The sequence below is a fragment of the Streptomyces spectabilis genome, assembly GCF_008704795.1.
Classification (GTDB): domain Bacteria; phylum Actinomycetota; class Actinomycetes; order Streptomycetales; family Streptomycetaceae; genus Streptomyces; species Streptomyces spectabilis.
In genome coordinates, this window is sequence record NZ_CP023690.1 from 7,746,697 (window position 1) to 7,767,069 (window position 20,373).

Below are 20,373 nucleotides of genomic sequence, written 5' to 3' on the forward strand. Positions count from 1 at the left end.
GTGGGCACCCCTGAACGCACACATCGATACGCCAGTGTACCGAAACGGAAGCGTACCGGTACACTGGCGTATCGATAAGGTGGCGGGGCCGGCCGCCGCACCGAGGAGTGAAGAGCCATGACGTCGCGGGAACCGGTACGTGAGCACGTGTGCGGCAAGCCGTCCGCCTCGCGCCGCTCCAAGCTGACGCCCGAGCGCGAGCAGGAGTTCTACGACGCGGTCCTCGACCAGCTCCGTGAGTGCGGCTACGAGGCCGTGACCATGGAGGGCGTCGCCGCCGCCACCCGGTGCAGCAAGTCCACGCTCTACCGCCAGTGGAAGACGAAGCCCCAGTTCGTGGCCGCCGCGCTGCGGGCCAACCGGTGTGTGCGGTTCGCGGGCATCGACACCGGCTCGGTGGCCGGTGACCTGCGGGAGGCGGCCCGCTCGGCCGCCGCGTGGAGCGAGCGCGACACGATGCTGGTGCAGGCGCTCAGCCACGCCGTCCAGCAGGACGAGGACCTCCAGCGGGCACTGCGCGAGGCGCTCGTGGAGCCGGAGGTGCAGGCGATCGACGCCATCGTCCGGCGGGGCGTGGAGCGCGGCGAGCTGCCCGCGGACCACCCGTCGACGGAGTTCGTGGCCGCGCAGCTCTTCGGCGTGCTGCGGGTGCGGCCGATGCTGGAGGGCAAGAACGCGGACGCGGAGTATCTGACGCGGTTCGTCGACGCGGTGCTGCTGCCGGGGCTCGGCCTCGTGGCACCCGGCCCCGGACCGGCGGACGGGGTCGCGGCGGGCGGCGCCGCCGACTGAGAACGTGGGCCCGGGTGCGGGGGATGACCGCACCGGGGCCCGCACGCGCCGCACCGTGGGGACGGGGGCGGCGCGCCCTCACCGCCGGGCGGGCCGGGTGTACCCGGCCCGCCCGACGGTGCTTCCTACCGCTTGCCGCCCACCGGCTACCGTTCCCGGGCGCTCGTCGGCGCGTGGACCTGCTGTCCGTCGCCGCCCCCGCCCCCGCCGCCGCGGGCCTTCTTGATCCCCTTGGTGATCTCGTCCATGGACGACACGGCGGGGGCGTCGTCGTGGACGTCGATGCCGAAGCGGACGAGGACCATCGTCATCTCGTCAGCGGGGGACTTGAACGCGAGCGACTGGACGTAGCCGTCGGGGCCCTTGCGCGAGTCGACCTTCCAGCGGACCAGATAGCCCTTCTGCCCGGCCACCGTGACCGCCTTCGAGGCGAGCTGGTCGTGCGACTTCGGGGCACCGCCGTAGATCGTGCCGCCGTACGCCTCCTCGGCGTTCTTCTTGATGTCGGCCTTGGCCGCCGCCTCCGGGGTCGACGCGGTGACCTTCAGACGGAGCGCGGGCGTCGAGAAGGCGCCGCCGCGCACGCACTGCTTGGCGGAGTCGCCGGGGCAGGGGTACTTGCCGGTCGTCACGCCCGCGCCGGCGCCGCCCGACTGGCCGTCCCAGCCGTCGGGGACGGGCAGGCTGATGCCGCTGGCGGTGTCGGTGGCGTACCCCTCCTCGGTCCGGGGACCGTCGGACGGGCCGGGCGAGGGGGAGTCCTCGGGCCCCTCGCTGCCGCCGTCGTCCTGCGGGCCCGGCTTCGAAGGCGCCGACGGGGACGGCGGCTTGGCGCTGTCCTTGTCGTCATCGTCGTCGGCGGTCAGCGCGTAGACCCCGCCGCCGATGCCCGCGAGCACCGCGAGGGCTATGCCCACGCCGATCGCCGTACGTATGCGGCGCCGCGGCGGGCCCGGCGGCTGCTGGGGGTGGCCGGGGACCGGGTAGCCCGGGGTGGTGGGGTAGCCGGGAGCGGGGAGGCCGCTGCCGCCCGGCGCACGGACGTGATCCGTCCACGTGTTCCCGTCCCACCACCGCTCGGACGGCGGGGCGCCAGGGGTCTGCCCGGGGTCCGGATACCAGCCGGGAGGAGTCGCGTGCGTCATGGGCGTCAGCGTATGGGCACCGCCTGAAAGCCCGATGAGAGGGGTCCGCCGAAACCGGCCAACTCATGCCCGGAGGCGCCGGGGTGGCCGGGGCGCCGCTCGCCTCATCTCATCGCGCGTGCCCGTTCACCACGAACCGGGTCGGCGCCTGTGTGTCCTGTGCTCCGGTGAGGCCCGGCAGCCGGAGTCCGGTGCGGCCCGGGGTGAGGGAGCCGAGCACGCTCGGGTGCCGCGCTCCGGTGCTCGTCGGCACGGTGCCGGGCAGGCCGTGGGCCGTCAGGAAGCCCAGGACGGCGAAGGCGTACGCCTCCTTGGCCGCCGACGGGAGGCCGAGCTCGTCGGAGCCGCGGACCGGCACGGCCGTGCCCAGCTCGGACCGCAGCATGGCCATGAGCGTGGGATTGCGGACCCCGCCGCCGGAGGCGATCACCTCCGTGGCACCGGCCGCGCGCACCGCGTCGGCGACCGTCACCGCCGTGAGCCGCGTCAGCGTCGCCACCACGTCCTCGGCTCCCAGCGGCCCGAAGTCCGCGAGGGCCGCGCGCAGATACGCCGGATGGAACAGCTCCTTGCCCGTCGTCTTGGGCGCGGGCAGCGCGTAGTACGGCTCCGCGAGCAGCCGGGCCAGCAGCTCCTCGTGCACGGTGCCGCGCGCGGCCAGCTCGCCGTCCCTGTCGAACGGCAGATGGGCCGCGCGGCCCTGAGGCGTCAGCTCCCGCACCGCCGTGTCGATCAGCGCGTTGGCCGGGCCCGTGTCGAAGGCGGTGCCGTCCGGGGCGGTGATGTTGGCGATCCCGCCCAGGTTCAGCGCCACGGGCGTGCCCGGCCTGCCGCGCAGCCACATCTGGTCGACCAGGCTCACCAGGGGGGCGCCCTGGCCGCCCGCGGCCACGTCGCGCGGGCGGAAGTCCGCGACCACCGGCAGGCCCGTGGCCTCCGCGATCCACGCGGGCTGACCGATCTGCAGGGTGCCGCGCACCCGGCCGTCCGTCACCCAGTGGTACACGGTCTGGCCGTGCGAGGCCACCAACTCGGCGCGGCCGTCGCACAGTTCCCTGTCCGCCTCCACGGCCGCCGCGGCGAAGGCCTGCCCGATGAGCGTGTCGAGGCGGCAGACGTCGGCGAGGCTGGTGGCCGCCGGGGGCAGGGCGGTGGCCAGGGCCGAGCGGAGCGCGTCGTCGTAGCCGCGGCTGATGAGGCCCAAGGGGGTCATGACGAGGTGGTCGCCGTCGAGCGCGAGGTCGACGGCCCCGGCGTCGATGGCGTCGTAGGAGGTACCGGACATCAGGCCGATCACACGCACGAAGTCTCCTCTTTCCGGTTCGGCAAGACCGTGCGCCGGGCCCGGTCCCTCCCACTATGCCTCCACCGCGCCGGGCCCCACCGAACCGCCCTGGCCCCCCAGGCTCAATTCGCCCCACTCGTCCGCCCATTCCCCGTGCGTCCGTGCCCGCGCACAACCTCAAGGCAGCCAAGCCTTCCCTGACCGCCCGCCCGCTTCCCGACGCCGCCGGGCCCGCCCCGCCGATGCCCCGACGCGCCCGTCCGCCGTCGTCGGACCGGCTTGATTTCCCCCGCGCGTCCGCTCGCGCCCCGCGCCGCCGCGTGCCCCCTTTCGCCGCGTCGGCGCGCCTGTGAGATCAGGTCGGCGGCGGCACCGCCCGGGCGCGCCACTGGCTGGTGCCGCCCCAAGCGCCGCGCAGGGCGCGGGCCTTGAGGAGCCAGAGGGATATGTCGTACTCGGAGGTGTATCCGATGGCGCCGTGCAGCTGGAGCGCGGCCCGCGCCGAGCGGTACGCGGACTCGGCCGCGCAGACCTTGGCGGCGGCCACGTCCCCCCAGGCCTCCTCGTCGCCGAGCGACACCGCGGCGCCGAACACCAGCGGCCGCGCGAACTCGAGGCCCACCAGCACCTCGGCCAGCCGGTGCTTGACCGCCTGGAAGGAGCCGACGGGCACCCCGAACTGCGTCCGCTGCCTCACATACGTCACCGTCCGGTCGAGCAGCGCGCACCCCACGCCCAGGCACTGCGCGGCGGTGGTGAGCGCCGCCCAGCGCAGGGCGCACCGCGCCGCCTCCTCCACCGCGGGCCCGGCCGCGAGCACCTCCCCGCCGGGCAGCGGCCGGGCGAGCCGCCGCGCCGGGTCGAGGGAGGCCCGCACGCGCGCGTGCCCGGGGGCGAGCCGCACCCGCCCGGCGTCGACGGCGAGGACGAGGGAGGCGGCGTCCGCGTCGAGGACGTACGGCCCGGTGCCGGGAAGGGCGAGGGTCGCCCGCGCCTCGCCCGTCACCAGGGACGGCAGCAGCCGCTTCGCGGGCCCCGGCACGCCGAGCGCGGCGAGTCGGGTGAGCAGCGCCGCCGCGGCCACGGTCTCGACCAGCGGCCCGGGAACGGCGTGCCGTCCCAGCTCGACGAAGGCGACGGCGGTGTCGACGGGCAGTTGCCCCGCGCCCTCGTACTCCTCGGGTGCCGCGAGGGTGAACACTCCGGCCTCCGCGAGCCGTCGCCACACCGCGGCCCCCGGGGCGTGGTCCCCGGCGGCCCACGCCCGTGCCACCGCGGGCGTGTCCGCCGCCTTCAGCACGCCGTCGAGGGTCCGGGCGAACGCCCGCTGCTCGTCGTCCAGAAGGAACCTCATCAGCGCCGTCCCTTGGGCAGGCCGAGCAGGCGCTCGGCGATGATGTCGCGCTGGATCTCGTTCGTCCCCGCGTAGATGGGGCCGGCGAGGGAGAAGACGTACCCCTCCGTCCAGGGCGCCGGGTCCGTCGGGGCGGGGTCCGGCGACGTCGGGTCCGGTGACGTGCGGTCCGGTGACGTCGGGTCCGGCGATGACGCGTCGGGGGGTCTCGGAGGGAGGCGCTCGCCGTCGTCCGTCAACTCCCCGTCCGCTCCCAGGAGATCCAGCGCGGCCTCGTGCACCGCTATGTCGTACTCCGACCAGAAGACCTTGTTCAGGCTGGACTCCGCGCCGAGCTTCTCGCCGGCCGCCGACCGCGAGGCGTTGGCCCAGGTGAACAGCTGGTACGCGCGGGCGCCGATCACCGCGTCCGCGACCCGGTCGCGCAGCGCCGTGTCGGAGGGGTCGCCATGGGCGTGCCAGAGCCGGACCAGCCGGTCGGCGGTGGCGAGGAAGCGGCCGGGGGAGCGCAGGGCCAGACCGCGCTCGTCGCCGGTGGTCGACATGGCGATGCGCCAGCCGTCGCCGGGGGCGCCGATCACGTCGTCGTCGGGGACGAACACGTCGTCAAGGAAGACCTCGGCGAACGCGGGCCTGCCGTCGAGACGGCCGATGGGGCGGATGGTGACGCCGGGCGCGTCGAGCGGGAACATGACGTACGCGAGGCCGTGGTGCGGCCGCTCCGCGCGCGGGTCGCTGCGGAACAGCCCGAAGGCGCGGTCGGCGAACGCGGCCCGCGAGGACCACGTCTTCTGCCCGCTCAGCCGCCAGCCGCCGGGGGCGCGCCGGGCCGTGGAGCGCAGCGACGCGAGGTCGGAACCCGCCTCCGGCTCCGACCAGGCCTGGGCCCAGACGACCTCGCCGCGCGCCATCGGCGGAAGGACCCGGGCGCGCTGCTCCGGCGTGCCGTGGTCGAAGAGGGTGGGGGCGAGGAGGCTGATCCCGTTCTGCGAGACGCGGCCCGGGGCGCCCGCCGCGTAGTACTCCTCCTCGAAGAGGAGCCACTTGACGAGGTCGGCCCCCTGGCCGCCGAACTCCTCGGGCCAGGACACCACCGACCAGCGGTCCGCCGCCAGCGTGCCCTCCCAGGCGCGATGGGCGGCGAAGCCCTCCTCGGTCTCGAGGGAGGGCAGCGGAGCGCGCGGGACGTGCGCGGCGAGCCAGGCGCGCGCCCGCAGTCTGAACTGCTCTTCCTCCGGGGTGAAGTCGAGGTCCATCCCCCTGCTCCCGTCTCTCGCCCGCCCTGCCGTCCGTCCGCTCTTCCCTAACAAGTGTTTGGTAGATTATCGTGAGGAAGGTCAGCCGTCGAGCACACGATCGGGGGATTCGCTCATGGCAGCGCCGGATTACGTGCCGGGCCACGGTCTGCTCACCGGCCGCACCGCCGTCGTCACCGCCGCGGCCGGCGCGGGCATCGGCGCGGCCACGGCCCGCCGCTTCCTGGAGGAGGGGGCCCGCGTCGTCATCGGCGACGCCCACGCCCGCCGGACCAAGGAGGCAGTGACCGCGCTCGCGGACGAGTTCGGCCCCGACCGCGTCGACGGCGTCCGCTGCGACGTGACCGACGAGTCCGACGTGACCGCGCTCTTCGACCTGACGGAGCGGCGCCACGGCGCCCTGGACATCGTCGTGAACAACGCGGGCCTGGGCGGCACGGCCGCCCTCACGGACATGACCGACGACATGTGGCACAAGGTCGTCGACACCACGCTGACCGGCACGTTCCGCTGCACCCGTGGAGCCCTGCGCCGCCTGCGCGCCACCGGCACGGGCGGCGTCCTGGTGAACAACGCCTCGGTGCTCGGCTGGCGGGCCCAGGAAGGCCAGGCGCACTACGCGGCGGCCAAGGCGGGTGTCATGGCCCTCACCCGCTGCGCCGCCCTGGAAGCCGCCCCGCACGGCATCCGGGTCAACGCGGTCGCGCCGAGCCTCGCCCTGCATCCCCATCTCGCCAAGGTCACCACCGCGGACCTGCTCGACGAGCTCACCGCGCGCGAGGCCTTCGGACGGCCCGCCGAGCCCTGGGAGATAGCCAACGTGATCGTCTTCCTCGCCAGCGGCTACTCCTCGTACATGACGGGCGAGACGGTCTCGGTCAGCAGCCAGCACCCCTAGGCGGAGAATGATCCCGTGCCGACCCAGAAACAGCCGACCCAGAGCCCAGCCACGTCCCCGGTGGCCCGCAAGCAGAAGAAGCCCCCGGCGCCGCCCTCGCCCGAGCGCCGCGCCGAACTGCTCGGCATCGCCGCGGAGGTCTTCGCCGAGCAGGGGTACAACGCCACCACCGTCCGGAAGATCGCGGACGCCGCGGGCATGCTCGCGGGCAGCCTCTACTACCACTTCGACTCCAAGGAGTCGATGCTCGAAGAGATCCTGCGGACGTTCCTGACCGAGCTGTGGGACGGGTACGACGCGGTCCTCGCCGCGCCGCTCGGCCCGCGCGAGACCCTCGAGGCCCTCGTCACCGAGTCCTTCCGGGAGATCGACCGGCACCGCGCGGCCGTCGCGATCTATCAGAAGGAGTCCCGGCACCTGGTGACCCAGACCCGCTTCGAGTACCTCCTGGAGTCCCAGCGGCGCTTCGAGAAGACCTGGCTCACCACGCTCGAACGGGGCGTGTCCGACGGCGTCTTCCGCGCCGACCTGGATGTCCGCCTCACCTACCGGTTCGTGCGCGACACCGTCTGGGTCGCCGCGTCCTGGTACCGGCCCGGCGGCGGCCACAGCCCCGAGGAGATCGCCCGGCAGTACCTGTCGATGGTCCTGGACGGCATCGCCGTCCGCGCCTAGCCCCGCGCCGCCGCGCGGCGCCCGTCACGCGAGGAGTACGCAGCCATGGCCGAGGCCTTCATCGTCGAGGCGGTCCGCACCCCCGTCGGCAGGCGCGGCGGCGGCCTCGCCGCCGCGCACCCCGCCGACCTCGGCGCCCACGTGCTCACCGCGCTCATGGAGCGCAGCGGCGTCGACCCCGCCGCCGTCGACGACGTGGTCTTCGGCTGCCTCGACGCGGTCGGACCGCAGGCGGGGGACATCGCCCGCACCAGCTGGCTCGCGGCCGGACTCCCCGAAGAGGTGCCCGGAGTGACCGTCGACCGACAGTGCGGATCCTCCCAGCAGGCCCTGCACTTCGCCGCGCAGGCCGTCCTCTCCGGCACCCAGGACCTCGTCGTCGCGGGCGGCACGCAGAACATGTCGATGATCCCCATCGCCTTCGCCTCCCGCCAGGCGGCCGAGCCCCTCGGCCTCACCGAAGGCCCCTTCGCGGGCAGCGAGGGCTGGCGCGCCCGCTACGGGGACCGGCCCGTCAACCAGTTCCACGGCGCCCAGTCGATCGCCGACAAGTGGGGGATATCCCGCCAGGAGATGGAGGAGTTCGCGCTCCGCTCCCACCGGCGCGCCCTCCGCGCCGCCGACGAAGGCCGCTTCGACCGCGAGACCGTGCCCCATGGGGACGTCGTCGCCGACGAGGGCCCGCGCCGTGACACGAGCCTGGAGAAGATGGCGGCTCTGCCGCCCGTCATGGACGGCGGCAGCATCACCGCCGCCTGCTCCTCTCAGGTCTCCGACGGCGCCGCCGCCCTGCTCCTCGCCGGTGAACGGGCGGTGCGGGACCACGGGTTGACGCCCCGCGCCCGTGTCCACCACCTCTCCGTGCGCGGCGAGGACCCGATCCGCATGCTCTCCGCTCCCATCCCGGCCACCGCGCACGCCCTGAAGAAGACCGGCATGACGCTCGACGCCATCGATCTCGTCGAGATCAACGAGGCGTTCGCGCCCGTCGTCCTCGCCTGGCTGCGGGAGACCGGCGCCGACCCGGAGCGGGTCAACGTCAACGGCGGTGCCATCGCCCTGGGTCACCCGCTGGGTGCCACCGGCGCCCGCCTGATGACGACGCTGCTGCACGAACTGGAGCGCACCGGCGGCCGGTTCGGCCTCCAGACGATGTGCGAAGGAGGTGGCCAGGCCAACGTCACCGTCATCGAACGGCTGTGACCGCGCGGCCCGCCGCCCCACCCCGTCCCGGGCGCCGTGCGGACGCGCCGCACCCGTACTCCCCAGGTGGCCTGGCATATGACCGTCTGTCACCCGTGCGGGAGTAGCTGAGCGGACCTCGCTCCGCGACGGCCCCGGCCCGGCTAGTCTCAAGTCCTGTACGTCGATTGAGCGATCCCGGGAGGTAGCGCGATGACGCAGGGACGGCCCGGAGGTGGCACCTGGGCCCCGCTGTGGGAGCGCGACGAGGAAATCGGCGCGGCCGAGCGGGCCGTGTCCGGGCTGTGCTCGGACATGACGACCGAGGGCGGTCTGCTCGTCTTCAGCGGTGACGCCGGCATCGGCAAGACCGCGCTCATGGCCGAAGTGCGCCGCATCGCCCACGGCCGGGCCACCGTGTGGGCCGCGCGCGGCGGCGAGACCCTCAAGTCCGTCCCCTTCAATGTCGTACGACAGCTCCTCCAGCCCGCCCTCGTGGCCCTCTCCCCCGACGAGGCCCGTGAGTATTTGGGCGACTGGTACGAGATCGCGGGCCCCGCCCTCGGCATAGCCGAGCCCGGCGGCGGGAGGCCCGAGCCGCAGGCCGTGTGCGACGGCCTGGTCGCGGTGGTCTCCCGCCTTTCCCGTCTCTACTGGCCGCTGGTGCTGCTCGTCGACGACGCGCACTGGGCCGACCAGGAGACGCTGCGCTGGCTCGCCGCGTTCGCCGAGCGCCTGGACGACCTGCCGGTGCTCGTCGTGGTCGCCCACCGCCCCGGCGAGGCCAGCGGCGACAGCGCCCGCCACCTGGCGCGCATCGGCGCGGCGGCACGCCCCGCGACCCAGCTGCGCGCCCTCACCCCCGACGCCGCGGCCGGGCTCACCCGCGCCACGCTCGGCGAGCACGCGGACGCCCCGTTCTGCCGCGAGGTGTGGGCGGTCACCGGCGGCAATCCGTACGAGTCCGTGGAACTCCTCGCCAAGGTGCAGGACACCGAGCTCGAACCGGTGGAGAGCTCCGCCGCCGAACTGCGCGCCCTCAACCGCTCCGCCCGCGGCCGCGGCCTCGTCGCCCGCCTCGAAGAGCTGGGCACCGACGTCACCCGCTTCGCCTGGGCCGCCGCGATCCTCGGCTCCGCGATCTCCGTCGACCTCGCCGCGTCCCTCGCGGGACTGCCCCGCGACGGCGCCGAGCAGTGCGCCGAGCGGCTGCGCGCCGCCCGCATCGTGACCGGCGGCGAAGAGGGCCTGGAGTTCGTGCACCCGCTGATCGCCTCCGCCGTGTACGAGTCCATCCCGCCCGCCACCCGCACCGCGATGCACGGCCGGGCCGCCTGGGCCGTCACGCGCTCCGGGCGCGGCGCCGCCGCGGCCTCCCGGCACCTGCTCGAAGTCATCCCGGACGACGATCCCGAACTCGTCGAGCAGCTGCGCGAGGCCGCCACCGAGCACCTCGCCGTCGGCGCGCCCGACGCCGCCCGGAGCTGTCTCGAACGGGCCCTGCGCGAGCCGCCCCGGCCCGCCGTGCACGCGCGCGTGCTCTACGAACTCGGCTGCGCCACCCTGCTCACCTCGCCCGTCACCACCATCGGGCACCTGCGTGAGGCCCTGTCGATGCGGGGCCTGAGCCAGGATCTGCGCGTCGACGCCGTGTGCCGCCTGTCACAGGCCCTCGTACACAACGACCAGCTCGGCGAGGGCCTGCGCGCCATCACCGAGGAGGCGGCCCGCCTCCCCGCGGGCACCGACCGGCTCCGGCTGCAGGCCGTGCACTTCATGTGGGAGGGCACCCACGCGGGCGAGGAGGACTCCCCGGGGCGCTCCCGCCGGCTCGCCGCGCTCGCCGGACCCCTGTCCGGGCGGGACAACGCCGAGCGCGCGCTGCTCATCCTGCGCGCCTTCGACGCGATGACCCGCGGCGAGAACGCCGAAGAGGTCGTCGAGCTCTGCGACCGCGCCCTCGTCAACGGCCGCCTGGCGCCCGGACTCGGCTGGACCGACGCCGAGTGGAGCTTCGAACTGCGCCTGATGCTCGGCGGTTCGTACGCCTTCGCCGACCGGCTCGACCGCGCGGAGAGCCTGTTCACCGAGGCCGTCAAGGCGTACGAGACGGCGGGCTGGAGCGGCGGCCACCTCGCGCTCGCACACGCCTTCCTCGGCTACGTCTACCGCAGGCGCGGGCGCCTTCGGGACGCCGAGAAGTCGCTGCGCGAAAGCCTGCGGCTCGCCGACCGCGTGGGCCAGGGCGGCCTCCCGATGCACTGGGAAGCGGCCAGCATGCTCATCGACACGCTGCTCGCCCGCGGCCACGCCGAGCAGGCCAGTTCCGTCGCCGACCACTACGGCTTCGCGCCGCCCAACGCCTCCACGATCTACGTCCCGGACGCGATGTCCGTACGCGGCAGGCTCCTGCTGGCCCTCGGCCGCCGTGAGGAAGGGCTCAACGAACTGGAGGCCACCGCCAAGGCGTTGACGGCGCGCGGCCAGTACAACACGGTGCTCGCGCCGTGGGCGTACGACCTTGCGCGGGCCCTCGCCGACGAGGACCCGCGGCGCGCCGCCGACGTGGTCACCGACGCGCGCGTGCAGGCCGAGCGGTTCGGCACGGACACGGCGATCGGCGAGGCGCTGCGGTGCGAGGCCGCCCTCGCCTCCGGCCCGCGCTCCGTCGCGCTGTACGCGAAGGCCGTGACCTATCTGGAGGCCTCGCCCTGCGCGTACGAACACGCGGTCGCGCGCGTCGAGTACGGGATCGCCTCGGGCGACGTGGAGGAGCTGGAGCGCGGGCTCGCGCTGGCGCGCAGCTGCGGGGCCGATGGGCTGGCCGCCCGGGCTGAGCGGTTCCTTGCCGGGGTCTAGCGCTTTTGTGGAGGGTGCCGGGGCTCGGGTCGATCGGCCTGCGGCCTCGTCCTCAAACGCCGGACGGGCTTGACATCTGCTAGGGGGCTGCCAGGTGCTTCAGGGTGGTTTCGGCCTCCCTCATGATTCTTTCGATCAGGTCCTCGCATGTCGGTACGTCGGTCAGGACGCCTGCCACCTGGCCCGCGGCCATGATGCCGCGGTCCGGGTCGCCGTCCACCATGGCCGACTTGAGGAGCATCGGGGTGTTCGCGGCGAGCAGGGCCTGGGGCCAGGTGAGGTGCTTGGCACGCTTCAGGGCGCGGCCGTCGCGGGCCAGGGCGGGCCAGCTCTGGCCCGACATCCGGCGGAACGCCGCCGCGTGGCGCAGCGCGCGCAGCAGGGCCGCGGCGCGTCCTGAGCGCTCCAGGGACGTCACCAGATCCGTGCGGAGCATCCGGTGGGGGAGGCCGTCCACGCGCGAGGTCAGCGTGACGTCCTTGACCGTGGCCGCCAGATAGCGGGCCTTCACCGCGTCCGGGACCGGGGACTCGGCCGTGAGGAGGAAGCGGGTGCCCATGGCCACGCCCGCCGCGCCGTACGCCAGGGCGGCGACCAGGCCGCGGCCGTCGTGGAAGCCGCCCGCCGCGACCACGGGGACGTCCACGGCGTCCACGACCTGCGGCAGGAGCACGCTGGTGGCCACGTCGCCGGTGTGGCCGCCGCCCTCGCCGCCCTGGACGACGACCGCGTCGGCGCCCCACGCCGCCACCTTCTCGGCGTGCCGGCGGGCGCCCACGGACGGCATCACGACGACTCCGGCCGCCTTCAGCTCCCCGATGAGGGCCTCGGACGGGGCCAGGGCGAAGGACGCGACCCGGACGCCCTCGGCGACGACGAGCCGGACGCGGTCGCGCGCGTCACCCGCGTCCGCGCGGAGATTCACCCCGAACGGGGCGTCGGTGCGCGCCCGCACCTCCCTTATCGCGGAGCGCAGTTGATCGATGGTCATGGTGGCGGAGGCCAGGATGCCCAGCGCGCCCGCGTTCGCCGCCGCCGACACCAGGCGGGGGCCCGCGACCCAGCCCATGCCGGTCTGCACGATCGGGTACCGCACGCCCACGAGCCGGGTCAGCGGTGTCTGCAGGAGCGGCGCCGCCGTCATGGGCGGACCTCGCCCTCGCGCAGCCCCGTGGGGTCCAGGACGTCGCGGATCAGGCGCAGTTCGGCCGCCGTCGGCTCGCGGGTGGGGGGCGGGTCGGCGGGCACCGGCAGGGCGAAGGAGGTCGCCGCGCGGATCTCCGCGGCGGTCACGCCCGGGTGCGCGGACACCACGCGCATCGAGCGGTCAGGGGTGGCGAAGTCGAACACGCCCAGGTTCGACACGACGCGGCGCAGGTCGTGGTAGCGGGTCGCGGCGGGGCCCGCTGCGGCGGCGCGGTCGTGGCCGACGCCGCAGACCATGTCGACCCGCTCGACGAACACGCGCTTCGCGTGGAGCGGGATCCAGTAGCTGACCGGGTTGTTCAGGGTGTTCGCCGGGGCGCCGCGCACGCCGAGGAGCTGTCGGGCGGGGTGGTGCCAGTCGCCGACGCACGAGATGTTCTGGTTGCCGAAGCGGTCGATCTGGCTCGCGCCCATCATCACGTGCCGCCGCCCGCCCATCACCATCGTCAGATGGCGGCGGTACGGCAGCCAGCCCTCCGTCACCGACGAGCGCTCCCCGAGTGCGGGCACGTCACCCATGAGGAGCGCCTCACCGTCCGTGAGCAGCAGCTCGGGTGCGAACGTCAGCTTCGCGAGGCGGGCCCCGAGCGTGGGGACCGTGCCCATCGGGGACGCCAGGACCTCGCCGTCGCCGCGCCACGCCTCGGCGCAGGCGAGCACGCAGTACTCGGCGCGGGTGACGGCGGTCGTGGTGCGCGTCATCGCTGCTCCTTGTGCCAGGTCCGGACGGCTTGGTGGTAGTCCTCCTCGCTGCCCGACAGGAAGCGGTCGTGGAACTGTGCCCAGCCGTCGGGGGAGGCCGCCGCGGTGGCGTACGCCTTCTGGAAGGGCTCGTCGCGGCCGTAGTCCGGGGCGCACGACGTGAAGTGGGCGCCCCCGGCGGTCTCGGTCACGCCCGTGACGCTGTGCCGGGAGACGAGCAGCGTCTGGGGCGCCGTGCGAGGCGGCGGCGCGTCGGCCGGGGAGTCGCTGGGAGCGCCGAAGTCGACCAGGCGCTCGCACGACACGTACGCCGTGTCGGCCGCCTCGCAGAACAAGTCGTCGAAGTACGGGTCGGGGCCCAGATACTGGCCGTTGCCCAGGCGGTCCGCGCGGTTCAGATGGACCAGGGCCGCGTCCATGCGCAGGGCCGGGACCGCGACCAGCTTCTCCCCGTCCTCGTACGGCGAAGTGACGGTGCGCAGCCGCGGGTTGACCCGCAGCACGTCCGAGCCGAGGCCCGCGCGCACGGGAAGGAACGGCAGGCGCTGGGCGGCGGCGGTGAGCCCCTGCAGGAACATCGCCTCGTCCAGCTCGACCAGGTCGAGGCCGCCGCGCTCGCGGGCCGCCCGGAAGTGCGGCTCCAGGGGGATCGAGTCGAGCGTCACGAAGGCCGTGACCAGTGTGCGCACCTTCCCGGCGGCGAGGAGCAGACCGACGTCCGGACCGCCGTACGCCACGACGGTCAGGTCCGTGACGTCCGAGCGCAGCAGGGCGCGGACCAGCGCCATCGGCTTGCGGCGCGAGCCCCAGCCGCCGATGCCGAGCGTCATCCCGCTCTCCAGGCGCCGCACGACCTCCTCGGGCGTCATGATCTTGTCCCGTACGCCCCCGCCCCCGCCGCCGTCCCGGACGGCTCGCGCGTCCCCGGCGCCCCGGACCTCCGCTGGATCGGTCATGCCGTGTCCTTCCGGGCCGGTACGGAGCTGTCGGGCGGCGCGGCGGGCGTGCCGAAGCCGTCGCGGACGCGGGCCGCCACGCCGCTCAGGTTCGCCTCGAAGGTGAAGCCCTGCTCGAAGCGGTAGCTGCGGCGGACGTCCACCGGGTCGATGCCGTTGATCGCGGCTTTCGCCAGGCGCAGCAGCGTGCCGTCCTTGCGGGCGATCTCGCGCGCGAGGGCGAGGGCCGCCGCGCGCAGGTCGGCGCGGGGCACGACCCGCCACACCGAGCCGTGCGCGTGCAGCTCGGCCGCGGTGGCCGTGCGCCCGGTGTAGTACAGCGCGCGCATCAGGTGCTGGGGGACCAGGCGGGCCAGGTGCGTGGCGGCGCCGAGCGCGCCGCGGTCCAGCTCGGGGAGGCCGAACGTGGCGTCGTCGCTCGCCACGATCGCGTCCGCGTTGCCCACGAGGCCGATGCCGCCGCCCAGGCAGAAGCCCTGGACGGCCGCGACGACCGGCACCGCGCAGTCGTACACCGCCGCGAAGGCCTCCGCGCAGCCGCTGTTGACGCCGAGCAGCGCGCCGTGGCCGGGGTCGCGGCGCAGCTCCTTGATGTCCACGCCCGCGTTGAACCCCCGGCCCTCGGCGGCCAGCACCACGCAGCGCACCTCGGGGTCGCGGCCCGCGGCGCGCACCGCGTCCGCGAGGGCGAACCACCCTTGTGCGGGAAGGGCGTTGACCGGTGCGTAGTCGACGGTGACGACGGCCACGCCCTCCTCGGGGGGTGAGGTGGAGACAGGCATCAGAGGATCCGCTACCTTTCGTCCAGTGCCTTCAACCAAACATTTGTTAGTTACTCGGAAGGTAGCAGCGATGACTGACAATCGACAGGTGGTCGTGGTCACCGGCGGGACCCGCGGCGTCGGGGCGGGGATCGCCCGCGGCTTCCTGGCCGCCGGCGCGCACGTCGTCATCTGCGCCCGCAAGCCGCCCGAGCGGCCCGTCGAAGTGCCGGGCGTCACCGCGGAGTTCCGCCCGGCCGACCTCAGGGACGCCGAGGCGGCGCACGCCCTGGTCACCGGCGTCGCCGCCGACCACGGACGGCTCGACGTGCTGGTGAACAACGCGGGCGGCACGCCGTTCGGCCTGCTCGCCGAGGCCACCGCCGCCCGCCAGACGAAGATCGTCCAGCTGAACCTGCTGGCCCCGCTGTACGCATCCCTCGCCGCCCACGAAGTGATGAGCCGTCAGGAGACCGGCGGCGCCGTCATCATGATCGGCAGCGTCAGCGGCACCCGCCCCTCGCCCGGCTCGGGGGCCTACGGCGCCGCCAAGGCGGGCCTGGCCAACCTGGCGCGCACCATGGCGGTCGAATGGGCCCCGCACGTGCGCGTGAACACCGTGGTGCTCGGCCTGGTGCGCACCGAGAGCACCCATCTGCACTACGGCGACGAGGAGGGGGTCGCCGCGGTGGCCCGCACGATCCCGCTCGGCCGCCTCGCGGAGCCCGCGGACGCCGCCGACGCCTGTGTGTTCCTCGCCTCAGCCGCCGCGCGGTACATCAGCGGCGCGGCCCTCCAGGTGGACGGCGGCGGCGAGCGGCCCGCCTTCCTGGACGCCGCGACCGTGAACCACTGACCCCGTGCCGTGTGACGTCCGGTCACCCGCCGGGCGCGCCGGCCACCCCTCCCGTACGAAGGAGTTCCGTATGACCGCAGCTGTCGATTCCGGGATGTGCGCGGGCCGCGTCGTGATCGTCACGGGCGCGGGCCGGGGCCTCGGCCGGGCGCACGCGCGCGCGTACGCGGCCGAGGGCGCGAAGGTCGTCGTCAACGACCTCGGGGCGGCCCTCGACGGCTCCGGGGTCTCCGGAGGCCCCGCGCAGGACGTCGTCGAGGAGATCCGCACGGCGGGCGGCGACGCCGTCGCGCACTGCGGCGACGTCGCGACGCCCGAGGGCGCGTCGTCCCTCGTGCGGGCCGCCCTGGAGACCTACGGCCGCCTGGACACCCTCGTGAACAACGCTGGCTTCCTGCGCGACCGCATGCTGGTCAACCTCGACGAGGACGACTGGGACGCCGTCCTCCGCGTGCACCTGAAGGGACACTTCCTGCCCCTGAAGCACGCGGCCGCGCACTGGCGGGCCGCCGCCAAGGCCGGACGCGCCCCGCACGCGTGCGTGGTCAACACCAGCTCGGGCGCGGGCCTCCTCGGCAGCGTCGGGCAGGGCAACTACAGCGCCGCCAAGGCGGGCATCCTGGGGCTCACGATGGTCGCGGCCGCCGAACTCGCCGCCTACGGAGTGCGCGTGAACGCCATCGCGCCCGCCGCCCGTACCCGCATGACCGAGCAGACCTTCGCCGACACCATGGCCGCGCCCCAGGAGGGCGCCTTCGACGCGATGGCCCCGGAGAACGTGTCGCCGCTGGTCGTCTGGCTCGGCTCCACCGCCTCGTCCGGGGTCACGGGCCGCGTCTTCGAGGCCGAGGGCGGCCGCATCACCGTCATGCACGGCTGGCGTCCAGGACCCAGCGCCGACAAGGCGGCCCGCTGGAGCCCGGCAGAGGCGGGCGAGACGGCCCTGAAGCTGCTCTCCCGCGCCGAGCCGCCCGAGCCCGTCTACGGAGCGCGCTGACCCCGCCGCGCCCGCACGGCCGCGGGGGTCAGGCGAACGCCAGGAAGACCGTCTCGTCGTCCCCTTGGAGATGGATGTCGAACCGGTACGTGCCGTGCGGGCCCGGCCGCGCGAGCAGTGTCGCGCGCCGGTCGGGGGCCAGCGAGCGGAGCAGGGCGTCGTCCGGGTCGTCCGACAGGTACGCGCGCGTGTACAGGTGGTCGAGCAGCCCCCGAGCGAACACCGCGAGGCAGACGTACGGGACGCCGCCGGGCCTGAGGGTGCGGACCGCCCAGTGCCCGTCCGGGTCCGTCGGCACCCGGCCGAAGCCCGTGAACGTGACGCCGTCGCGCCCCCGCGGCGTGCCGCCGACCGCGTCCTGGCGCAGCGACCCGGGCGCCCCCGCGCGCGAGCCGTCCGGCGCGGGCTGCCACGTCTCCACGAGGCCGTCGTCCACGGGGACGCCCTTGCCGTCGTACACGTACCCGTGGAGCGTCACGGCGTCCGGGTGGCCCGCGGGCGCGATCTCGCCGCCGCGCGGGAACGGCAGCGCGTAGCCGTGGTACGGCCCGATGGTCTGCGAGGGCGTCGGCGCGTGCGGCGGCACCGGGCTCATGCGGCACCGTCCTCGAAGAGGGTGGCGGAGGGGCCGTCCAGGACGATGTCCCAGCGGTAGCCGAGCGCCCACTCCGGAATCGTCAGACCGTGGTCGTAGGCGGCCACGAGGCGGGCCCGCGCCGCCTCGTCGGGGATCGAGAGGAAGACGGGGTCGTAGGCGAGCAGCGGGTCGGCGGGGAAGTACATCTGGGTCACCAGGCGCTGCGCGAACGCCGTGCCGAACAGCGAGAAGTGCAGATGGGCTGGGCGCCAGGCGTTCTCGTGGTTGCGCCACGGATAGGCGCCGGGCCGGATCGTGGTGAAGGAGTACGTGCCGTCGTCGTCCGTCAGACAGCGGCCGAAGCCGGTGAAGTGCGGGTCGAGCGGCGCCGCGTGCCGGTCGCGCCGGTGGACGTATCTGCCGGACGCGTTGGCCTGCCACATCTCGACCAACTGGCCGCGCACCGGACGGCCGTGACGGTCCGTCATGCGGCCGGAGACGGTGATGCGCTCGCCCAGCGGCTCGCCCGTGTGCTGGCGGGTCAGGTCCCGCTCGAAGTCGGTGACGTCGGCGACGCCGAAGACGGGGCCGGTCAGCTCCACGGCCTCCGGGTCGGGGACGGGCACGGCGGAGTGACGGGGATGGCGCAGGAGGGCCCCGCGGTAGGGCGGGACGCCGTGGGGCGTGCCGGGCGGCCGGGGCGCGGTCGCGCCCGGCGCGGACCGTTCGGCTCCCGGCGCGGACCGTTCGGCTCCCGGCGCGGTCACCGTCCGGCGCCCGGTCGGGCCGTCGTACGGGGGATGGGGGGTCATTGCGGCTGCCGCTCCCTTCCGGACCGGTCCTCGCCGGTCCTCACGCGTCCGGGACGCGCACCTTCGCCGCCGTCCGCGCGACGATCTCGGTGACGCCGACTCCCGGCGCGCACTCGGTCAACTGAAGTCCGTCCGCGGTGACGTCGAAGACACCGAGGTCCGTGATGACGCGGTGCACACACCGTCTGCCGGTGAGCGGCAGATCGCACTCCTGAACGAGCTTGGGCGAGCCGTCCTTCGCGGTGTGCGCCATCGTCACGATCACCCTGCGGGCGCCGTGCACCAGGTCCATCGCCCCGCCGATCCCCGTGACGAGCCTGCCGGGGACCGCCCAGTTGGCGAGGTCCCCGCGCGCGGAGACCTGCATCGCGCCGAGGACCGCCACGTCGAGATGGCCGCCGCGGATCATCCCGAACGACAGCGCCGAGTCGAAGTACGCCGCCCCGGGAAGGGCCGTGACCGTCTCCTTGCTCGCGTTGATCAGATCCGGGTCGACCTCGTCCGCCGCGGGGTAGGGGCCGACGCCGAGGACGCCGTTCTCGGACTGGACGACCACCTGCACGCCCGGCGGCAGGAAGCCCGGGATCAGCGTCGGCAGGCCGATGCCCAGGTTGACGTACTGGCCGTCCCGGAGCTCGTCCGCCGCCCGGGCCGCCACCTGTTCGCGGGTCCACGCCATCAGGTGCTCACCGTCCGCTTCTCGACGCGCTTGGCGGCGGCCTCGTGCGGGTGGAGGGCGACGACGCGGTGCACGAAGACGCCGGGCAGGTGCACCGCGTCCGGGTCGATGGCGCCGGGCTCCACCAGCTCCTCCACCTCGGCCACGGTCACCCGTCCCGCCATCGCGGCGAGCGGGTTGAAGTTGCGGCTCGCCTTGGCGAACACCAGGTTCCCGTGCCGGTCGCCGCGCGCCGCCCGCACCAGGGCGAAGTCGGTGCGGATGCCGCGCTCCAGGACGTGCGGCACGCCGTCGAACTCCCGTGTCTCCTTGGGCGGCGAGGCCACCACGACGCCGCCCGCGCCGTCGTACCGCCACGGGATGCCGCCGTCGGCGACCTGCGTGCCCACCCCGGCAGGGGTGTAGAAGGCGGGGATGCCGCAGCCCCCGGCGCGCAGGCGCTCCGCGAGGGTGCCCTGCGGGATCAGCTCCACCTCGAGCTCGCCCGACAGGTACCGGCGCGCGAACTCCTCGTTGCCGCCGATGTACGAGGCCGTCACGCGTGCGATCCGGCCCGCCGCGAGCAGCACGGCCAGGCCCGTGCCGAGCGCGCCGCAGTTGTTCGACACCACGCGCAGATCCGTGGTGCCGCGCCGGTGCACCGCCTCGATCAGCGCGTTCGGCACGCCGCTGAGCCCGAAGCCGGCGACCGCGAGGGACGCGCCGTCCCCCACGTCGGCCACCGCCGCCGCGGCCGTGGCGACCACCTTGTCCATCCGGCAGCCTCATCTCCGCACGATCGTCAGCACACTGACTGTTCTCATCTGCCGTCCCGCGAACTCCAGTTCACGCTGCCACTGCCCGAGAGGGCCGTCAAGGCCGTGTCAGGTCGGCTATCGTTCAGTGCACGAACTGTCGTGTCAGGGGAGGAACAGCCATGGCAGCGGTGGATCTGACCAGCCATCCCGGGCATCTCGCCCGCCGCCTCCAGCAGGCCCACCACCTCCTGTGGAACACGATGGTCTCGGAGGAGACCACATCGCCCCAGTACGCCGTCCTCAACACCCTGGTCGCCGAGCCAGGCCTCGACCAGCGCGGCGTCGGCGAGCGCGTGGGCCTCGACCGCTCCACCGTCGCCGAGGTCATCAGCAGGCTCAGCCGCCGCGGTCTCGTCGACAAGGTCCGTGACCCGCAGGACGGCCGCCGCGCCCTGCTGCGCCTCACCGCCGACGGCAGGCGCGTCCACCGCAAGCTGACGGTGCGCACGGCCCGGATGAACCAGATCTTCCTCGCCCCGCTGACCGCCGATGAGCGCAGGCTCTTCCTCGACCTGGCCCAGCGGGTCGCGGACGCCGCCGAGCACCTGCGGGCGGCGCCCCTGACGCCCTCGTGAGCACCGCGC

General features: G+C 74.5%; 20 protein-coding genes. 8 read left to right on the forward strand and 12 right to left on the reverse strand.

The features are described 5' to 3' along the window. Nucleotides 1-117: 117 nt before the first annotated feature. Nucleotides 118-792 carry a TetR/AcrR family transcriptional regulator gene (locus tag CP982_RS33740; protein WP_150513923.1) on the forward strand — a complete coding sequence of 225 codons (675 nt, stop codon included), beginning with the start codon at nt 118-120 and terminating at the stop codon, nt 790-792. Between the two features lie 146 nt (nt 793-938). On the opposite strand, the gene CP982_RS33745 is transcribed toward CP982_RS33740, so the two are convergent. From CP982_RS33745 to CP982_RS33760, 4 genes are all read right to left on the reverse strand, one after another. Beyond that, nucleotides 939-1,937: a DUF2510 domain-containing protein gene (locus tag CP982_RS33745; protein ID WP_150513924.1), complete on the reverse strand. Its 999-nt coding sequence runs from the start codon at nt 1,935-1,937 to the stop codon at nt 939-941. Between the two features lie 109 nt (nt 1,938-2,046). After that, the gene (locus CP982_RS33750; RefSeq protein WP_150513925.1) at nt 2,047-3,240 is read right to left on the reverse strand and encodes an anhydro-N-acetylmuramic acid kinase; all 1,194 of its coding nucleotides are present in this window, start codon (nt 3,238-3,240) and stop codon (nt 2,047-2,049) included. A 337-nt stretch (nt 3,241-3,577) separates the two neighbouring features. Then, entirely contained in the window at nt 3,578-4,576 is a 999-nt protein-coding gene (locus CP982_RS33755) for an acyl-CoA dehydrogenase family protein (protein WP_150513926.1), read from the reverse strand. After that, a complete protein-coding gene (locus CP982_RS33760) occupies nt 4,576-5,832 on the reverse strand; it encodes an acyl-CoA dehydrogenase family protein (protein ID WP_150513927.1) in 1,257 nt (418 codons plus the stop codon). The genes CP982_RS33755 and CP982_RS33760 overlap by 1 nt, the downstream gene beginning before the upstream one ends. A 115-nt stretch (nt 5,833-5,947) precedes the next feature. Here CP982_RS33760 and CP982_RS33765 point away from each other — a divergent pair, with 115 nt between their 5' ends. The 4 genes from CP982_RS33765 to CP982_RS33780 all read left to right on the forward strand — a co-directional run bounded on the left by CP982_RS33765 (nt 5,948) and on the right by CP982_RS33780 (nt 11,446). Beyond that, a complete protein-coding gene (locus tag CP982_RS33765) occupies nt 5,948-6,730 on the forward strand; it encodes an SDR family oxidoreductase (RefSeq protein ID WP_150513928.1) in 783 nt (260 codons plus the stop codon). 60 nt (nt 6,731-6,790) lie between these two features. Beyond that, on the forward strand, nt 6,791-7,405 hold the full coding sequence (locus CP982_RS33770) for a TetR/AcrR family transcriptional regulator (RefSeq protein WP_150515850.1): 615 nt from the start codon (nt 6,791-6,793) through the stop codon (nt 7,403-7,405). 45 nt (nt 7,406-7,450) lie between these two features. After that, nucleotides 7,451-8,608, forward strand: coding sequence for an acetyl-CoA C-acetyltransferase (locus tag CP982_RS33775; RefSeq protein WP_150513929.1), 1,158 nt, complete (start codon nt 7,451-7,453; stop codon nt 8,606-8,608). 192 nt (nt 8,609-8,800) lie between these two features. Beyond that, entirely contained in the window at nt 8,801-11,446 is a 2,646-nt protein-coding gene (locus CP982_RS33780; RefSeq protein WP_150513930.1) for an ATP-binding protein, read from the forward strand. 79 nt (nt 11,447-11,525) lie between these two features. Here the strand turns inward: CP982_RS33780 and CP982_RS33785 are convergent, their stop codons facing one another. The 4 genes from CP982_RS33785 to CP982_RS33800 all read right to left on the reverse strand — a co-directional run bounded on the left by CP982_RS33785 (nt 11,526) and on the right by CP982_RS33800 (nt 15,092). Further along, entirely contained in the window at nt 11,526-12,572 is a 1,047-nt protein-coding gene (locus tag CP982_RS33785; protein ID WP_150515851.1) for an NAD(P)H-dependent flavin oxidoreductase, read from the reverse strand. Between the two features lie 14 nt (nt 12,573-12,586). Next, complete coding sequence (locus tag CP982_RS33790) at nt 12,587-13,354, reverse strand: CoA-transferase subunit beta (RefSeq protein WP_150513931.1); 768 nt, start codon at nt 13,352-13,354, stop codon at nt 12,587-12,589. Beyond that, nucleotides 13,351-14,223: a CoA transferase subunit A gene (locus CP982_RS33795; RefSeq protein WP_150515852.1), complete on the reverse strand. Its 873-nt coding sequence runs from the start codon at nt 14,221-14,223 to the stop codon at nt 13,351-13,353. The genes CP982_RS33790 and CP982_RS33795 overlap by 4 nt, the downstream gene beginning before the upstream one ends. A gap of 83 nt (nt 14,224-14,306) precedes the next feature. Next, entirely contained in the window at nt 14,307-15,092 is a 786-nt protein-coding gene (locus CP982_RS33800) for an enoyl-CoA hydratase family protein (RefSeq protein ID WP_150513932.1), read from the reverse strand. A gap of 70 nt (nt 15,093-15,162) precedes the next feature. On the opposite strand from CP982_RS33800, the gene CP982_RS33805 reads away from it, so the two are divergent. Together CP982_RS33805 and CP982_RS33810 are read left to right on the forward strand one after the other, a co-directional pair. Further along, nucleotides 15,163-15,927 (forward strand): SDR family oxidoreductase, encoded by a 765-nt coding sequence (locus tag CP982_RS33805; RefSeq protein WP_150513933.1) that lies wholly within the window; start codon nt 15,163-15,165, stop codon nt 15,925-15,927. 70 nt (nt 15,928-15,997) lie between these two features. Then, complete coding sequence (locus CP982_RS33810) at nt 15,998-16,924, forward strand: SDR family oxidoreductase (protein WP_150513934.1); 927 nt, start codon at nt 15,998-16,000, stop codon at nt 16,922-16,924. Nucleotides 16,925-16,952: 28 nt separating this feature from the next. On the opposite strand, the gene pcaG is transcribed toward CP982_RS33810, so the two are convergent. Genes pcaG through CP982_RS33830 form a run of 4 tightly spaced genes read right to left on the reverse strand, consistent with a single transcriptional unit; the run spans nt 16,953 to nt 19,747 of the window. Beyond that, nucleotides 16,953-17,519 (reverse strand): protocatechuate 3,4-dioxygenase subunit alpha, encoded by a 567-nt coding sequence (pcaG, locus tag CP982_RS33815; protein ID WP_150513935.1) that lies wholly within the window; start codon nt 17,517-17,519, stop codon nt 16,953-16,955. Next, on the reverse strand, nt 17,516-18,313 hold the full coding sequence (gene pcaH, locus CP982_RS33820) for a protocatechuate 3,4-dioxygenase subunit beta (protein WP_150513936.1): 798 nt from the start codon (nt 18,311-18,313) through the stop codon (nt 17,516-17,518). Before pcaH ends, pcaG begins: the two co-directional genes overlap by 4 nt. 40 nt (nt 18,314-18,353) lie before the next feature. Next, nucleotides 18,354-18,992 (reverse strand): 3-oxoacid CoA-transferase subunit B, encoded by a 639-nt coding sequence (locus CP982_RS33825; RefSeq protein ID WP_150513937.1) that lies wholly within the window; start codon nt 18,990-18,992, stop codon nt 18,354-18,356. Then, a complete protein-coding gene (locus tag CP982_RS33830; protein ID WP_150513938.1) occupies nt 18,992-19,747 on the reverse strand; it encodes a CoA transferase subunit A in 756 nt (251 codons plus the stop codon). Before CP982_RS33830 ends, CP982_RS33825 begins: the two co-directional genes overlap by 1 nt. Before the next feature lie 161 nt (nt 19,748-19,908). Here CP982_RS33830 and CP982_RS33835 point away from each other — a divergent pair, with 161 nt between their 5' ends. Beyond that, nucleotides 19,909-20,364, forward strand: coding sequence for a MarR family winged helix-turn-helix transcriptional regulator (locus CP982_RS33835; protein WP_150513939.1), 456 nt, complete (start codon nt 19,909-19,911; stop codon nt 20,362-20,364). Nucleotides 20,365-20,373: the final 9 nt, after the last annotated feature.

Excerpts from the sequence above, each read along its gene's own strand:
- CP982_RS33740 (WP_150513923.1), top strand. The coding sequence starts at position 118 with ATGACGTCGCGGGAACCGGTACGTGAGCACGTGTGCGGCAAGCCGTCC.
- CP982_RS33745 (WP_150513924.1), bottom strand. The coding sequence starts at position 1,937 with ATGACGCACGCGACTCCTCCCGGCTGGTATCCGGACCCCGGGCAGACC.
- CP982_RS33755 (WP_150513926.1), bottom strand. The coding sequence starts at position 4,576 with ATGAGGTTCCTTCTGGACGACGAGCAGCGGGCGTTCGCCCGGACCCTC.
- CP982_RS33760 (WP_150513927.1), bottom strand. The coding sequence starts at position 5,832 with ATGGACCTCGACTTCACCCCGGAGGAAGAGCAGTTCAGACTGCGGGCG.
- CP982_RS33765 (WP_150513928.1), top strand. The coding sequence starts at position 5,948 with ATGGCAGCGCCGGATTACGTGCCGGGCCACGGTCTGCTCACCGGCCGC.
- CP982_RS33775 (WP_150513929.1), top strand. The coding sequence starts at position 7,451 with ATGGCCGAGGCCTTCATCGTCGAGGCGGTCCGCACCCCCGTCGGCAGG.
- CP982_RS33780 (WP_150513930.1), top strand. The coding sequence starts at position 8,801 with ATGACGCAGGGACGGCCCGGAGGTGGCACCTGGGCCCCGCTGTGGGAG.
- CP982_RS33790 (WP_150513931.1), bottom strand. The coding sequence starts at position 13,354 with ATGACGCGCACCACGACCGCCGTCACCCGCGCCGAGTACTGCGTGCTC.
- CP982_RS33795 (WP_150515852.1), bottom strand. The coding sequence starts at position 14,223 with ATGACGCCCGAGGAGGTCGTGCGGCGCCTGGAGAGCGGGATGACGCTC.
- CP982_RS33800 (WP_150513932.1), bottom strand. The coding sequence starts at position 15,092 with ATGCCTGTCTCCACCTCACCCCCCGAGGAGGGCGTGGCCGTCGTCACC.
- CP982_RS33805 (WP_150513933.1), top strand. The coding sequence starts at position 15,163 with ATGACTGACAATCGACAGGTGGTCGTGGTCACCGGCGGGACCCGCGGC.
- CP982_RS33810 (WP_150513934.1), top strand. The coding sequence starts at position 15,998 with ATGACCGCAGCTGTCGATTCCGGGATGTGCGCGGGCCGCGTCGTGATC.
- pcaG (WP_150513935.1), bottom strand. The coding sequence starts at position 17,519 with ATGAGCCCGGTGCCGCCGCACGCGCCGACGCCCTCGCAGACCATCGGG.
- pcaH (WP_150513936.1), bottom strand. The coding sequence starts at position 18,313 with ATGACCCCCCATCCCCCGTACGACGGCCCGACCGGGCGCCGGACGGTG.
- CP982_RS33825 (WP_150513937.1), bottom strand. The coding sequence starts at position 18,992 with ATGGCGTGGACCCGCGAACAGGTGGCGGCCCGGGCGGCGGACGAGCTC.
- CP982_RS33830 (WP_150513938.1), bottom strand. The coding sequence starts at position 19,747 with ATGGACAAGGTGGTCGCCACGGCCGCGGCGGCGGTGGCCGACGTGGGG.
- CP982_RS33835 (WP_150513939.1), top strand. The coding sequence starts at position 19,909 with ATGGCAGCGGTGGATCTGACCAGCCATCCCGGGCATCTCGCCCGCCGC.